16 protein-coding genes are annotated in these 14,347 nt (G+C 65.9%); 13 read left to right on the top strand and 3 right to left on the bottom strand.

Going from position 1 to position 14,347, the window contains the following annotated elements:
- Window positions 1-22: 22 nt before the first annotated feature.
- Entirely contained in the window at window positions 23-910 is an 888-nt protein-coding gene (locus AC1DT7_RS05075) for a metallophosphoesterase (protein WP_478034689.1), read from the bottom strand.
- A gap of 210 nt (window positions 911-1,120) precedes the next feature.
- Here AC1DT7_RS05075 and AC1DT7_RS05070 point away from each other — a divergent pair, with 210 nt between their 5' ends.
- The 7 genes from AC1DT7_RS05070 to AC1DT7_RS05040 all read left to right on the top strand — a co-directional run bounded on the left by AC1DT7_RS05070 (window position 1,121) and on the right by AC1DT7_RS05040 (window position 7,502).
- Entirely contained in the window at window positions 1,121-1,654 is a 534-nt protein-coding gene (locus AC1DT7_RS05070; protein WP_478034688.1) for an RNA polymerase sigma factor, read from the top strand.
- Window positions 1,651-2,580: a FecR family protein gene (locus AC1DT7_RS05065; RefSeq protein WP_478034687.1), complete on the top strand. Its 930-nt coding sequence runs from the start codon at window positions 1,651-1,653 to the stop codon at window positions 2,578-2,580. The genes AC1DT7_RS05070 and AC1DT7_RS05065 overlap by 4 nt, the downstream gene beginning before the upstream one ends.
- 139 nt (window positions 2,581-2,719) lie before the next feature.
- The gene (locus AC1DT7_RS05060; protein WP_478034686.1) at window positions 2,720-5,710 is read left to right on the top strand and encodes a TonB-dependent receptor; all 2,991 of its coding nucleotides are present in this window, start codon (window positions 2,720-2,722) and stop codon (window positions 5,708-5,710) included.
- 101 nt (window positions 5,711-5,811) lie between these two features.
- Complete coding sequence (locus AC1DT7_RS05055) at window positions 5,812-6,441, top strand: peptidylprolyl isomerase (RefSeq protein ID WP_478034685.1); 630 nt, start codon at window positions 5,812-5,814, stop codon at window positions 6,439-6,441.
- An 87-nt stretch (window positions 6,442-6,528) separates the two neighbouring features.
- Window positions 6,529-6,951: a hypothetical protein gene (locus AC1DT7_RS05050; protein ID WP_478034684.1), complete on the top strand. Its 423-nt coding sequence runs from the start codon at window positions 6,529-6,531 to the stop codon at window positions 6,949-6,951.
- Between the two features lie 158 nt (window positions 6,952-7,109).
- Complete coding sequence (locus AC1DT7_RS05045; protein ID WP_478034683.1) at window positions 7,110-7,319, top strand: hypothetical protein; 210 nt, start codon at window positions 7,110-7,112, stop codon at window positions 7,317-7,319.
- A 27-nt stretch (window positions 7,320-7,346) separates the two neighbouring features.
- Window positions 7,347-7,502, top strand: coding sequence for a hypothetical protein (locus AC1DT7_RS05040; protein ID WP_372850569.1), 156 nt, complete (start codon window positions 7,347-7,349; stop codon window positions 7,500-7,502).
- 7 nt (window positions 7,503-7,509) lie between these two features.
- Here AC1DT7_RS05040 and AC1DT7_RS05035 read toward each other — a convergent pair whose 3' ends face one another.
- A complete protein-coding gene (locus tag AC1DT7_RS05035; RefSeq protein WP_478034979.1) occupies window positions 7,510-8,496 on the bottom strand; it encodes an aldo/keto reductase in 987 nt (328 codons plus the stop codon).
- Window positions 8,497-8,676: 180 nt separating this feature from the next.
- On the opposite strand from AC1DT7_RS05035, the gene AC1DT7_RS05030 reads away from it, so the two are divergent.
- From AC1DT7_RS05030 to AC1DT7_RS05015, 4 genes are all read left to right on the top strand, one after another.
- Window positions 8,677-9,126: a nuclear transport factor 2 family protein gene (locus AC1DT7_RS05030; protein ID WP_478034681.1), complete on the top strand. Its 450-nt coding sequence runs from the start codon at window positions 8,677-8,679 to the stop codon at window positions 9,124-9,126.
- A 116-nt stretch (window positions 9,127-9,242) separates the two neighbouring features.
- Window positions 9,243-10,589, top strand: a complete 1,347-nt coding sequence (locus AC1DT7_RS05025; protein ID WP_478034679.1) for an alginate export family protein — start codon at window positions 9,243-9,245, stop codon at window positions 10,587-10,589.
- Window positions 10,590-10,641: 52 nt separating this feature from the next.
- Window positions 10,642-11,055: an MbcA/ParS/Xre antitoxin family protein gene (locus AC1DT7_RS05020; RefSeq protein ID WP_478034678.1), complete on the top strand. Its 414-nt coding sequence runs from the start codon at window positions 10,642-10,644 to the stop codon at window positions 11,053-11,055.
- Complete coding sequence (locus tag AC1DT7_RS05015; protein ID WP_478034676.1) at window positions 11,052-11,777, top strand: RES family NAD+ phosphorylase; 726 nt, start codon at window positions 11,052-11,054, stop codon at window positions 11,775-11,777. The genes AC1DT7_RS05020 and AC1DT7_RS05015 overlap by 4 nt, the downstream gene beginning before the upstream one ends.
- Before the next feature lie 30 nt (window positions 11,778-11,807).
- Here AC1DT7_RS05015 and AC1DT7_RS05010 read toward each other — a convergent pair whose 3' ends face one another.
- Window positions 11,808-12,554 (bottom strand): helix-turn-helix domain-containing protein, encoded by a 747-nt coding sequence (locus AC1DT7_RS05010; protein WP_478034675.1) that lies wholly within the window; start codon window positions 12,552-12,554, stop codon window positions 11,808-11,810.
- Between the two features lie 161 nt (window positions 12,555-12,715).
- On the opposite strand from AC1DT7_RS05010, the gene AC1DT7_RS05005 reads away from it, so the two are divergent.
- Together AC1DT7_RS05005 and AC1DT7_RS05000 are read left to right on the top strand one after the other, a co-directional pair.
- Window positions 12,716-13,345 carry a phage connector family protein gene (locus AC1DT7_RS05005; RefSeq protein WP_478034673.1) on the top strand — a complete coding sequence of 210 codons (630 nt, stop codon included), beginning with the start codon at window positions 12,716-12,718 and terminating at the stop codon, window positions 13,343-13,345.
- Entirely contained in the window at window positions 13,345-14,343 is a 999-nt protein-coding gene (locus AC1DT7_RS05000) for a hypothetical protein (protein WP_478034672.1), read from the top strand. Before AC1DT7_RS05005 ends, AC1DT7_RS05000 begins: the two co-directional genes overlap by 1 nt.
- Window positions 14,344-14,347 lie beyond the last annotated feature (4 nt).

Here is a 14,347-nt window from a genome sequence, read left to right as displayed (position 1 = left end):
CGGAAATCCGGATCGGCCAGCGTCACCGAAGCGGCAGCGTCAAATCCTGCTGCCGCCCGGTGCCGTGCACCACCACCTTGTCGGCGAAGAAATCGAGCCGGGCGTAGGATGTCTCCTCCGTGTCGAGCATCGCCCTCAGGTTGACGTAATGAATGCCGGCGCGGGCGCCGTAATTGCCGTCGTGATTATGGCCGTCGAGCCAGATCTTTGCCGAGGGATGGCGTTCCAGCAGCGCCATGACTGCAGGCGCGTTCCACAGATTGTGCTCGTTCTCCGGGTAAAGCGGAAAGTGGTTGAACAGCATCGCCTTGAGACCGCGCTTGTCGGCGTCGGCGAGTTGCGCGTCGATCCAGCGAAGCTGGGTGTCGCCGATGCCGCCGTCCCATAGGGGCTTGTCGGCATAGTGCGCCGCGTGCACCTCCATGCTTGCCTTGAGTTCGGGACTGCCCTCCGGCCAGGCGTAGCTGCTCAGGTCATTGCCGTCGGTGACGATGAACATCCAGCCATGCTGCACGAAGCTGTGATAGCGCGCCTTCATGCCGAGCTTGGCCGGGACCATCGGCTTGTGCGCGTCGTCGATCGAGAATTCGTGATTGCCCAGCACGAACTGCCACGGATGCGTGAGCTTGCGGGCGACCGGCAGCAGCAGATCGTAGCTTGCCCAGTCGCGGTCGATGAAGTCGCCGAGATGGACGACGAAGGCGAGCTTCTGCCGGTTGAGATCTGTCACCGCGGCGGCGAGCTTGGCGGGGGTGGTGTGATAGAGGCGATGGCCGCTGTCGGGCTCGACGGCATATTGCGCGTCGGAGATGGCGCCGATGCTGAACAACGGGCGTTCGGGCTTTTGCGCCGGAGCCGAGCCCGCCAGGGCAAGCGCGGCCATCGTCGCCACCAGCATCGCTCCGCGCATACCCACTCCCGTCGCCAAAGCGCGGGGCCATAGGGGCCGTGCGTGACAGTTGAGCGACTGGCCTGCATTTCGTCCGTCCGACTGTCACCGATGGGTCATGGAGCGCGACTAGGGGAAAACCTGACTCGGGCAGATTTTCAGGGACGGGAGCGACCAGATGACCGGCATGCCGCGCCGCCCCACCCTGCCCGCCTCTGGCGGGTTCGCGCGATGAACGAGCTGACGCCCATTGCCGCGCGTGCCCTTGCGCGGGACGAGATCGACCTGCGCCAGGCGCTGCAGCGCTTCGTCGAGGGGCGGCTGCGCGACCGCAATGACGGCGAGGACATCGTCCAGGAAACCTATGTCCGGCTCTACAGCTATCGCCGGACCCGGCCGGTGGCGGATGTCGGTGCCTTCTGCTTCGCAGTCGCGCGCAACCTGGTGTTCGATCATCTGCGCCGCCGCCAGACCCAACCGCAGACAGCCGAGCTGGCCGAGGACATCGCCTGCCCCCAGCCCCGCGCCGAAGAGATCCTGGATTACCGCCAGCGGGTCGATATCCTGGTCCGCGCGCTGAAGGTGATGCCGCCGCTGCGCCGCGAGGTGTTCCTGCGCCGGCGGCTCGACGGCATTCCGGCGGCGGTGATCGCGAACGACCTGCAACTCAGCATCTCGGCGATCGAGAAACATTGCAGCCGCGCGCTGGCCGATCTGCGCGCCGCACTCGAACGACGCGGCCTGCCTGCTGGAGCACAGGCATGAGCCGGCGCGCCGCCCTGCGTGACGCCGCCCGCTGGGCATTGGCCGAGGACCATATGCCCGCGGCGCCGCCGCCGCTGGCGCATGACGTGCAGGCGACGCTCGACGACCCGGCCCTGGCTGAAGCGCTCGAACAAGCGACGGCGTTTGGCCGGCTTTCCGACGGCGACATCCTCGCGATGCGGGCGTCGCGCCGTCGCGGCATCGCCACGCTCGGCACCGCGGTGCTGGTGGCGGCGGTTGGCATCGGCGGCTGGTCGAACAACTGGTTCGCGAGTGCGCCGGCCCCGATCGTCGCGCATTACGAAACCGCGCGTGGACAGCAGAGCGACGTCACGCTCGCCGACGGATCGACGCTCCACCTCAACGGCGCGACCAGCCTCGACGTGACGATCGACGCCAGGAGCAGGCATGTCGCGCTCAACCGGGGCGAGGCTTATTTCGATGTAGCCCATGAAAAGAGCCGGCCCTTCATCGTCCAGGCCGGGGCGTCCGCAACCCAGGTGCTCGGAACTGCCTTCGACGTCGATATGGCGCGGGGAGAGGTGAAGCTCGCCGTCTATCGCGGGCGGGTGCGGTTCGGCGGGGTCGGGGCGGATGCGCGCAGCGTCGAGGTGCCGGCCGGCTGGCGCTCTCGCTTCGAAGACGGGGTGGCGCACGCACCGACACGCTTTGATGCGGCGCAGCAGGATTGGCGCCAGGACTGGCTCGATACGGACGACATGCGGCTCACCGACCTGGTCGATGCGCTCAACCGGCGGGGCGGCCCGATGATCGTCGCGCCGTCGCCCGTGCTCGGTAATATCGCCCTGTCTGGCCGCTTCAAGCTTGACAAACCACGACAATTGCTCGGCGCGATCGGCACTGCCTATGGGTTCGAAGTCGTCGAAGACGGCGACACATTACGGCTCGCGCAGACCGCTGAGTGAGTCCCTTTTTCGTCACGCCGATGTCATTGCACTGCAACAAAATTCTTTTGTCCGGAACGGGTGCCAAGCCCCGTCCTCCGTCCGGGGCGAACAGACGCCTGAGCGGAGGAACATCATGGATTGCACAAAGGGACTTTCATTGATCGCGCTGGCAGCGGCGCTCGCCGCGCCGGCCATGGCGCAGGCCAGGCCGGTCGAGGGGACGCTGGCACGGCAGATGCAATTCGATATCGGCGCATCGGACCTGCGCACCGCCATCTCGCATTTCTCGCGCGCGACGGGCGTGCAGGTGATCGTGGCACCGGACGTCGTCGCGAAGCGCCGCACCGCCGGCGTACGCGGCGCGCATAGCGTCCGCGAAGCGCTCGACCTGATGCTGCGCGGCACCAACCTGTCGGCGTCGATCAGCGACGGCGTCGCCGTGCTGAAGCCCACCGCAACGGCACCGACCGCCACGCACCGCGCCGCCCATGTGGTGCGCGAGATCGCCCAGGTCGAGGCGACCGGCGCAGCACCGGAGCAGGAAGCCGATGGCGCGACCGACATCGTCGTGTCCGGCTATCGCCAGAGCCTGAAGGGTGCGCAGGATCTGAAGCGCCTCGCGGTCGGATCGGAGGACGATATCCTTGCGCAGGATATCGCCGCCTTTCCCGACCTGAACCTCGCCGAATCGCTCCAGCGCGTTCCCGGCATCACCATCACGCGCGATTCGGGCGAAGGCCGGCAGATCGCCCTGCGCGGCCTGGGCGCCGGTTTCACCCGTACCCAGCTGAACGGCATGGAAGTGCTGGGCAACACCGCATCGGGCATGGACAATCGTGGCGGCGTCAGCCGGTCGCGCTCGTTCGACTACAGCCTGTTCGCGTCGGAACTGTTCAACCGCGTCTCGATCCAGAAATCCTATGCGGCCGAGCAGGACGAAGGCGGCATTGCCGGCACGGTCGGGCTGAACACCGCCAAGCCGTTCGACTATAACGGGTCGAAGTTCGTCGTGTCCGCCAAGGGCCAGACCAACACCAACACCAGCGGCATCACGCCGCGCGTCGTCGGCCTTGCGTCGGGCCGGTGGGGTGATTTCGGAGCGCTCGCCTCCGTCGCGTACAGCCAGATCAAGAGCAACGAGTACGGCTATCGCAACTGGGGCTGGGGCACTGTCAAATATGCGCCCGGCAATATCGGGCCAAACATCGATGCCGCGACCTCGCAGTTGCTGCAGTCAGGCACTATCGTGGCGCCCCAGGCTGAGTCGCCCTCGACCTGGTACACCGACCGCAAGCGGCTGGGCGTCACCTCGTCGCTGCAATACCACCCCGGCGACCGGTTCAAGATCGACGTCGACTTCCTCTATGGCCGGCTGTGGGATCATCGCGACGATTACGCCATCGCCAGCGCCGGCACCAACGCGCTGACCGGTGCCACCGTCAATGGCGGGCAGATCATCCGGTCGGCGGTGATCGACGGCAACACGCTGCGCGCGGCGAGCTATACCGGCATCGACCAGCGCTCCGAGCACCACATCGTCGAGAACCACACCGATTTCTATCAGGGCGTGGCCAATGCGAGCTGGAAGGTCACCGACCGCCTGACGCTTACCGCGCTGGGCGGCTATGAAGAGTCCGACTTCAGCCAGCCGGTGTTCGACAAGGTGTTCATGGAGGCCAAGAACATGGCCTTCAGCTTCGACACCCGGCCCACCATTCCAGTCAACACCTATGGCAAGGACCTGACCGACCCGAACAACTGGACGGTCCAGCGCATGGACGCGCAGGAGAACGGCATCACCAGCAAATATGCCAATGGCAAGCTGGCCGCCGCCTGGCAGGCCACCGATGTCCTGACCTTTAAGACCGGTGGCGAATTCAAGCACTTCACCAACAGCGGCTACATCTATGTCAACAAGGTGTTCCACAATGTGCCCGCCAACCTGCAGATTCCGAACGACCTGAAGCAGGTGATCGGACGGGATTCGCTGCTGCCCTATATCGTCGGCAATGTTGACGGCGTGTATTCCTATGTCGGCGATCCGCGCGACCTGTCGGCAAAATATCTGCAGGCGGGCAGCGACTTCCTGGTCGACGAGAAGACCTGGAGCGGCTTTGCCCAGGTCGATCTCGATACGCAGGTTGCCGGCATGCGCCTGCGCGGCAACGCGGGCCTGCGCTATTACTCGACCGACCTGACCTCTTCGGGCCATATCACCGCGCCGGTGAACGGCGTGAACACGCTGGTGCCCGTTGAGATCACCACCAACAGCCATGGCTGGCTGCCGGCCGCCAACCTCGCGCTCGACGTTGCCAAGAACGTGGTGGTGCGCCTGAGCGCCAGCCGCAACGTCAACCGGCCGGCGCTGGGCGACCTCGCCGCGGCGGGCACGCTCACCACGCGCCCGAACGGCGGGAGCGCCAGTTTCGGCAACCCCTTCCTGAAGCCGTTCAAGGCGACGTCGGTCGAGGGGTCGATCGAATATTATATGGACCGCACCGGCTTCGCGTCGATCGGCTTTTTCTACAAGCACATGGACAGCTTCATCACCACGAGCAGCACGACGATCCCGTACAGCCAGACGGGGCTGCCGCTGTCGTTGCTGATCCAGGGCCAGGACGGGAACACGCCCTATGACGTGAGCCGGCCGATCAACGGCCCGGGTGCCGACATCAAGGGCATCGAGGTCGCGTTCCAGCACGACTTCACCTTCCTGCCGGGGCCGCTCGACCATCTCGGCATGGTCGCCAACGGCACCTGGTTCGACGGACACCAGAAGGCGATCTACACCTCTGGCAACATCACCAGGATCGAGACCCTGCCGCTGCTCGACCTGTCCAAATGGGCGGCGAACATCACGCTCTATTATGAGGACAAGGACTGGGGCGTGCGCGTGTCGGATGCGTATCGCAGCCAGTATCTGACCAACACCGGCAATTTCGCCAATACCGGTGACGGCATCAAGGGCACCAACAACGTGGATTTCCAGGCGCATTTCAACATCACGCCGAAGATCCGGCTGGTGGCCGAGGGCATCAACCTGACCAACGCGGCGATCCGCCAGTTCGCCGACATCAATGCCGACCGCAGCGAGGTCTATACGACCAGCGGCCGGACCTTCACCTTCGGCGTCAGCGCCGAGTTCTGATTGGACACGCCCCCGCGCAGCCTGACTGCGCGGGGGCACCCATCCTGCCGGTTGGCAGAGCATGGTTGGCAGAGCGCGGGGCGACGCTCTAGGCTGATCCCATGTTCAGACGATTCGCCATGCTCGCCGTCCTGCTGCTCGGCATCGGGACCGCCACCGCGCAGACCGCCGCGCCCGCTGATCCCGCCGCACCCGCGACGCCGCCTGCCACCGTCCGTGTCCTGCTGACGACGAGCGAAGGCGCGATCACGATCGAGCTGGAAAAGGATCGCGCGCCCAAGACCACCGCGAACTTCCTGCGTTATGTCGATACCAAAAGGTTCGACGGCACCACCTTCTACCGTGCGATGAAGCTGCAGCCGGAACTCGGCCTGATTCAGGGCGGGCTTCGCAACGATCCGCGAAAGCTGTTCCCGCCGGTCGCGCACGAGCCGACCACCCAGACCGGCCTGTCCAACAAGGATGGCGTTATCTCAATGGCGCGCGACAAGCCGGGCAGCGCGACCGCGGATTTCTTCATCGCGATCGGCGATCTTTCCTCGCTCGATGCCAAGCCGGACCAGCCGGGCGACAATCTCGGCTTCGCGGCGTTCGGGCATGTGGTCGAGGGGATGGATGTGGTGCGCCGCATCGGCATGGGGCCCACCTCGCCGACCGAGGGTGAAGGCGTGATGAAGGGACAGATGCTGGCCCCAACCGTCAAGATCGTCACCGTGCGCCGCGTGCCCTGAACGTCCGGTCATGCCGCCGCAACTCATCGCCGGTTCAGCAACTTCATGGTATGACCCTCGTCAGCACTTAAACGAACGAGGGTTCCCATGCGTATCCTGTCCTCAATCCTACTGGGCGCCGCACTGATCGGCATGGGCGCCGCCGCGCCCGCCGCCCCGCGCGAGAGCCAGCAGAACGCCAAGGCCGAAGCAAAGCTCGCCAAGGCGCTCGAAGGCCGTATCGCGGGCAAGCCGGTGAGCTGCATCAGCCAGCAGAACATCACCAACTCTACGATCTATGACGGCACCGCCATCGTCTACCGGGTCGGCAGCACGCTGTACGTCAATCGTCCGCGGGTCGGCCAGACCTCGCTCGACGACGACGATATCCTGGTCAGCAGGACCTATGGCTCACAGCTCTGCAACCTCGATACGATCAGGCTAATCGACCGGTCGACGCGCTTCCCGACCGGTTTCGTCGGGCTGGGCGACTTCGTGCCCTATGCGAAGCCGAAAGCGATGAAGAGCTGATCCTGGCAGCGGCGGCATTAGCCCGCGGGCTTGTACCGCCGCCCGCTATCGACCACAGGCACCGGAGATGCCGGGCGGTATTGGCGCGCAAGCTGACCGAGGCGGCGGGGAACGGGACGTTCCCCCGATCCCCGATTCACCTTGTTCCGGAGCCTGCCATGTCGAGAACCCCCGTTCGCCCATTCCTTGTCGCCAAGGATGAGGAAGGTGTATTCCGCGTGACGGTGCGTACCACCCGCTATAATTCGCAGGGTTATCCGCTGGTTTCGGCCGAGTTGCTCGACGAGGGTTTCCGTACCCAGACTGCCGCGAAAGCCTATGTCCGCGAGCAGTACAGCGCCGAAGCCGGCGACATCGCCACGAAATAGGCCTCAACAGCCAGGGAGCCAGCCGCCGTGACCGACTCGACCGACGACCTGATCATCGACACCCCCGACGGGCCGATGACCTTTGCCGCGTGGAAGAAGAAGCATCCGGTCCAGATCCCGTCGCGACGGACCAAGGGCAAGGACCTGCCGGTGAAGGTCAAGCGCTTTACCGACAAGCCCTGAACCGGGATCAGCGATCGAGCATCGCCATGCCCTTCTCACCATAGCGCTCGCCAGCGACGATCCCGGGACGTAGCGCCTCGTCGAGTCCCGAGAGATCATCGGCACTAAGCGCGATATCGGCCGCTGCGACATTCTCTTCCAGATAGGTCCGGCGCTTGGTACCGGGGATCGGCACGAGATCGGCGCCCTGGTGGAGCAGCCAGGCGAGCGCGATCTGGCCGGGCTTCACGCCCTTCGCCTCGGCCAGCGCGCGTACCGCATCGGCGGCGCGCATGTTCGCGGTGAAATTCTCGCCCTGGAAACGCGGATCGCCGCGGCGGAAATCTCCCTCGGGATATTCCTCCGCACGCTTCGCCGTGCCGGTCAGGAAACCGCGGCCGAGCGGGCTGAACGGCACCAGCCCGATGCCGAGCTCCCGCAGCACCGGCAGGATCTGTTCCTCCAGCCCCCGCTCCCAGAGCGAATATTCACTCTGCAGCGCCGTGACCGGCTGCACCGCGTGCGCCCGGCGGATATTGGCGACGCCAGCCTCCGACAGGCCGAAATAGCGCACCTTCCCTTCGCGGATCAGGTCGCCGACCGTGCCAGCGACATCCTCGATCGGCACGGCGGGGTCGACCCGATGCTGATAGAGCAGGTCGATATGGTCGGTGCCGAGCCGCCCGAGCGAGGCCTCTACTACCTCGCGAATATGATCGGGACGGCTGTTGACGCCGCCGGTGCGATCCGCACGGCCGAGATCGAAGCCGAACTTGGTCGCGATCACCACCTTGTCGCGCCTGCCCTGCAGCGCGCGGCCGAGCAGTTCCTCATTGGTGTAGGGGCCATAGACCTCGGCGGTGTCGAACAGGGTCACGCCCAGATCGATCGCGCGGTGGATGGTGGCGATCGATTCGGCATCGTCGAAGCTGCCATAGGACTGGCTCATGCCCATGCAGCCGAGCCCGAGCTCGGACACCTTCAATCCCTGACTCCCCAGGGCGCGCGGCTTCAGCATCTTACGGTCTCCGATCATGGCAGAATTGCCGATATGGGAAATGTCGCCGCCCGAGAAAACCACGGGGACGCGACCGACCAGGAATTTTACCGGCGGTGCGGCAATTTCCTTGAATCCTATATCATATTGAGGAACAGTCCGGCGGAACGAAAAAACGCCAAATCCGGGGAGATAGAGATGTCCAAAGTCCTGAAGTTCGCCGCAGCCCTGTCGCTGCTCGCCGCCGTGCCCGCCTATGCGGCTGATCGCACGCCCGAGCAGGTGGTGAAGGATCATGTCGAGTCGATGAAGACGGGCGACCTCGAGAAGGTCATGAGCGACTACGCGGACGATACGGTCGTCATCACGCCGCCGGGCCTCGTCCCCGGCCAGACCCCGGCCAATGCGCCCGGCGTCTATTCCGGCAAGGCGAATGCGCGCAAGGTGTTCACCGTGCTGACCGGCAAGGGCAGCATCGACGGCATCCGCTCGATGGAAACCGTCGTGGAGCCGATCGGCGGCGACGTCGCGCTGCTGCGCTGGACGCAGTTCCGTGGCACGCCCAAGCAGGTATCCGGCGTCGATGTTTTCGTCGTGCGCGGCGACAAGGTCGTCGTACAGGATATCGTGCTCGACGCTGCAAAATAACCCTACCAAGGATCGGGAGCGACACACCGCTCCCGATCTAAGCGATTGACACGATAACCGTCGCGCGGCCTTTCGACGCGATGGGAGATCGAGTGCGTCCGGGCCGAAGGAATGATGTGAACCGCACGATTCTTGCGGCGGCCCTCTTGCTCGCCCCTGTAACGTCTTTCGCGCAGACTGCGCCGTCGACGGTGGACGGCCTGGACCTGAGCGCCAGCGTCCGTCTTCGCCACGAAACGATCGATGGCCAGCCGCGACCCGGCTTCAATGCGAGCGACGATCTGCTTTTGCTGCGCACCATCCTGGGCGCGCAATATCGAACCGGGCGGGTCAGGGTTGCCGCAGAACTCTATGACAGCCGGGCCTGGCTTGCCGATCGGGGCACCCCGATCTCCACTGGCGATGTCAATGCGGCCGAGCTGGTCCAGGCCTATATCGCGGTCGAGACGCCCGATGCGTTCGGGCCGGGCACATCGCTGGCGCTGCAGGGCGGGCGGTTCATGCTCAACATCGGATCGCGCCGGCTCATCGCCGCCGACGAATACCGCAACACCACCAACGGCTATACCGGGTTGCGGGCCGACATCGCTGCCAAAGGCGGGTTCAAGGGAACCTTCATCTACGTCCTGCCCCAGACCCGCCTGCCCGACGACCTCGGCTCGATCCTGGACAACCGGGTCCGGATCGACCGGGAGAGTTTCGACCAGGTGCTGTGGGGCGGTACGCTGTCGCGCGCCAGGACGATTGGGCCGGCGATGGCCGAACTGTCCTTCTACCATCTCGGCGAACGGGATTCACCGGGCCGACCGACCCGCGACCGGTCACTGAACACCATCGGCGGCCGGATCATCCGCGATCCCAAGGCCGGGGCGACCGATTACGAGGTCGAGGCGATCTACCAGATCGGCCATGTCAGCAGCAGCATGGCGGCGACGGCCACGCTGCTCGATGTGAGTGCGTCCTTCGTCCATGCCGAGATCGGCTACACCTTTGCCGGCGGCTGGAAACCGCATGTCTCGGTCGAGTTCGACCGGGCGAGCGGCGACGGAGCGGGCGGGTCCTATGGCCGGTTCGATACGCTGTTCGGCATGCGCCGCGCGGATCTGGCGCCGTCCGGCCTTTATGCCGCCGTCGCCCGCGCCAATATCGTGACGCCCGGGCTGCGGCTGGAGGCAGTGCCCAGCAAGGCCATCGACTGGTTCGTCAGTTATCGCCCGATGTGGCTGGCGGACCGTACCGATTCCTTCTCGACCAGCACCGTGCGCGACCCGACCGGCCGATCGGGCAGCTTTGCCGGCCATCAGGTCGACGCGCGGCTGCGCTACTGGCTGGTGCAGGACCGGCTTCGCCTCGAACTCGACGGGCTCTGGCTGGGCAAGGGACGGTTCCTGCGCGAGGCCCCGAACGCACCGCATACGGGCGACACCAAATATCTGTCGACGAACCTGACGGTAAGCCTGTAATTGCAATTTGGCATCTTAAGCTCTATGTGATGCCAAATTGTAGGGACGATCGATGTCAGTGCTGACTCTTGTTGATACGCTGCCCCGTCCTTTCGTCGCGGAACCGGTTACCGATGCGGAGGCCGAAGCGATGTTCCGCGCGACGCTCGGCCTGTTTCAGCGCTGGGGCGTCACCGACGATCAGGCGGCGGTGCTGCTCGACCTTCCCTTGCGCACCTTCCGCCGCTGGAAAGCCGGGGAGCTGGGGCGGATCGATCGCGACGGCAAGGCGCGTCTGTCCAACCTGATGGGTATCCACAAGGCGCTGCGCATCATCTTCCACGAACCGGCGCGTGGCTATCGCTGGATGAAGGCGACGAACGAGGCCTTTGGCGGACGTTCGGCGCTCGACGTGATGCTCGGCGGTGAGCTGACCGACCTGATGCGCGTGCGCCGCTATCTGGATGCCGAGCGCGGCGGCTGGTGATCGATCCGGCAACGATCCTCACCCGGCCGGTCGATTGGCCCGGCGCGCGGCGCATCATCCGCAGCCTTCACCCACCGATCGACCTGTTCGAGGATATCGCCGATCCGGCCGACTGGCCGCTGCTGATCTCCGCCGAGCAGAAGACCAACCCGCGACTGATGGAGACGCTTGGCGCGATCGACCTGGTGCCGCCGGAAAGGCGGGTCGGCGGGCCGGGCGCGAGCTATCTGATGGCGCCGTTCACCCATGTCAGCACCGACCGGCCGAGCCGCTTCACCGCCGGCCTGTTCGGCGTGCTCTATGCCGCGAATGATTTCGAGACCGCGCTGTCCGAGACGGTGCATCACCACCAGCGCTTCATGGCGCGGACCGCTGAACCGGCCGGCTGGACCTCGCAATTCCGCGAGATCATCCTCGATATCGACACGGTCGCGCACGATCTGCGCGGAGGCGATCCCCGCCACGCCGCCGCGCTCCTGCCCGATGATTACAGCGCCAGCCAGATGCTCGGCGCGACGTTGCGCGCCGGCGGAGCGGATGCCATCGCCTATCCGAGCTGCCGGCATCGCAACGGGGAATGCGTCGGCCTGTTCTATCCCGATCTCGCCACCAACCCGCGCCAGGGGCGGCATCTCGATTATCACTGGAACGGCATTCGAGTCGATTTCTACCGCGAGACCGGCCCAGGCAGCGTGTATCGCATCGAGGAAGAGGGAAGCTGAACGGCGCCGCGAGACTGCGGTGGCTGCGTGCTACCGATAGAAACGCACGAAATCACCCTGTGTCGCGACGTTCAGCCGTTCGCGATATTCCTGATGCTCCATCGTCCCAGGCGCAACGCGGCCGATGACCGGGTCGGCCTGTCCGTCGATCCTGACCAGTGCGACCGGGCAGGCGACGGGCACGAGTTGCGAACCCATGCCGACCTGGAGCGTGGTCAGCACGCCGTACAGCGCGCCCTCGATCGTCGGACGGCCGAGGATCGCCATGCGGTGCTGCCCGGCGACATTGGTGACGAGATATATATGGCCCGACAGGTTCGGCATGGAGACGTGCCCGGCCTGTTCGAACCGGGCATCGGTCCGCTGCGATTCAGCAAAGCCGAGATGCCCGGCATCGTCGATCCAGCGGATCGTGGTGACATAGGCGAAGATATCCGCCGAGCTGCCGAAGCTGGGCCGCAGCGTCAGGTACCGCCCCTCGATCCAGCGCACCGCAGCGCGGGCGTAAGCGCCCATGGTTTCGGGCGCGAGATCCTGCGACGGGACGGGCGGCGGCGGTGCGACCGGGCGGAGGGTGACGCCGAGCGCTTCCTCAAGCCGGATCGTCGTCGCGAGCGTAAAAGGCCGTCCGCCGGACAGCGCCTTTTCGAGGGTCGACAGGCTGATCTTCGCCATGTCGGCCAGCGCCTGGCGCGAGATGCGGCGCCGCGCGATCTGCTCGCGCACGCGGCGGCCGACCTCACGCGTCTCGCCCTCCAGAAGATCCCGGTCCTGCATCCTATTCCCTTTTTCCGATACCGGATTATCCGCACGTTTCCGTGCCGTTCGTCAACTGTTCTCCCTGTGCCGACGATGAAAAACGCAGTATTTTTCGTGGTGCATGACCGCCACGCCGCGGCTTGATTCAAACCCCGCCCGGCCTGGCCTAATCCCGTCGCATGGCCATCAGCATCACCGTCTGCAACCTCGCCCTTGGCGAGCTCCGCGCACCGCCCATCGCCGATGTCGACGAGGCAACCACCGAAGCGGCCGAGTGCCGGCGCTATTACGCGCATTGCCTCAAGCTGCTGCTCGAACGCTTCGACTGGAGCTTCGCCACGCGCATCGCCGCGCTTGCCGAGCTGACCCTCAACCCGCGCGCGAGCGAATGGGCCCACGCCTATATGCTGCCCGCGAACATGGCGACGGCGCAGCGGCTCGTGCCGCCGGTCGCGGGCTGGCCGGCTGCGGCGGGAGCCGCGCCCGTGGCCCCGGTGCTGACCCGCCCCTTCGCCATCGAGGACGGCATGCTGTTCAGCCAGGTGCCGGGCGCGATCCTCGAATATACCACGCGCGAGATAAGCGAGGCCGACATGCCCGCCTTGTTCTGCGATGCACTTGCCTATGCGCTGGCCGCCCGGCTCGCCGTGCCGTTGCGCGACAGCCGCGAGACCAAGGGGCAGCTGCTCCAGCAGGCCGAGGTCGCAGCACAGCGCGCGATGGCCGACGACGTCAACCGCCAGCCCAACCGCGATGGGCGCGCCATCGACGACGTGGCCGTGGCGCGCGGCTCGACCGGAGAGCAGTGATGGCGCTGCGCACCGGACAACCGAATTTCTCCAAGGGCGAGTTGGCCGAGGAACTGCTCTCCCGCGTCGACGTCGCCGCTTATGCAACCGGCCTGAGGCGTGCGCGCAACGTCGTCATCCTGAAATATGGCGGTGTGACCAAGCGCCCCGGTACCCGGCTCGTCGCCGAGGTCTATGCCGACCAGGGCGTCAGGCTGATGCCGTTCCAGTTCTCGATCGACCAGACTTATGCCCTGGAAATGGGGCAGGGCTATATGCGTCCCGCGGCGCTCGGCGGCCTGTTGCTCGAGGACAAGCTGTCGATCACGGGGATCACGCTGGGCGGCGTCACCACCATCCATGCCGCCTATCACGACTATGCGGTCGGCGATCAGGTCTATCTTTCGGGGATCGAGGGCACGACCGAGCTGAACGGCCGCGTCGCGCGCATCCTTGGCGTTTCGGGCGGGGACAGCGCCGGCGGAAGCTTCACCATCGACGTGGACTCCACCGGTTTCACGCCGTTCACGGCCGATACCGGCGGTGCGACCCGTCCGGGGACGCCCCCGCCTCCACCGCCGCCGCCGCCCGTTCCGCCGACCGCGCCACCGCCGCCGCCGCCCAATGTCGGCGGTGGGGGCGGAGGGCGCGGCGGCTATTGCGTGGCCGACGACACCCCGATCCTGATGGCCGACGGGCGGGAGATCGAAGCCCGGCACCTGAAGGTCGGCATGCGCGTGAGGACCCGGCACGCAGTGACGATGGAGTGGGGCGACTATCCGGTCGAGGCCGTCAGCGCCGCCTGGCGACCGGTGTTCGCCTGCACCATCGCCGGCGTCACGATCCGCGCGACGGCGGAGCATCGCTTCCGGATAGACGACGCCTGGGTTCGTGCCGACAGCATCGGCACTCCAGCCGGATCGGCCTGGGTCGCGCGGATCACCATCGCCGATGCCCATAGCTATGTCTCGGCCGGCATCCTGTCACACAACAAGATCGCGGAGCCGATCTATGACTGAGCAA

This window comes from Sphingomonas sp. P3_C6 (assembly GCF_056402595.1).
Note: the sequence above shows the minus strand (reverse complement) of the source record. Positions and strands in the feature narration are given on the sequence as shown.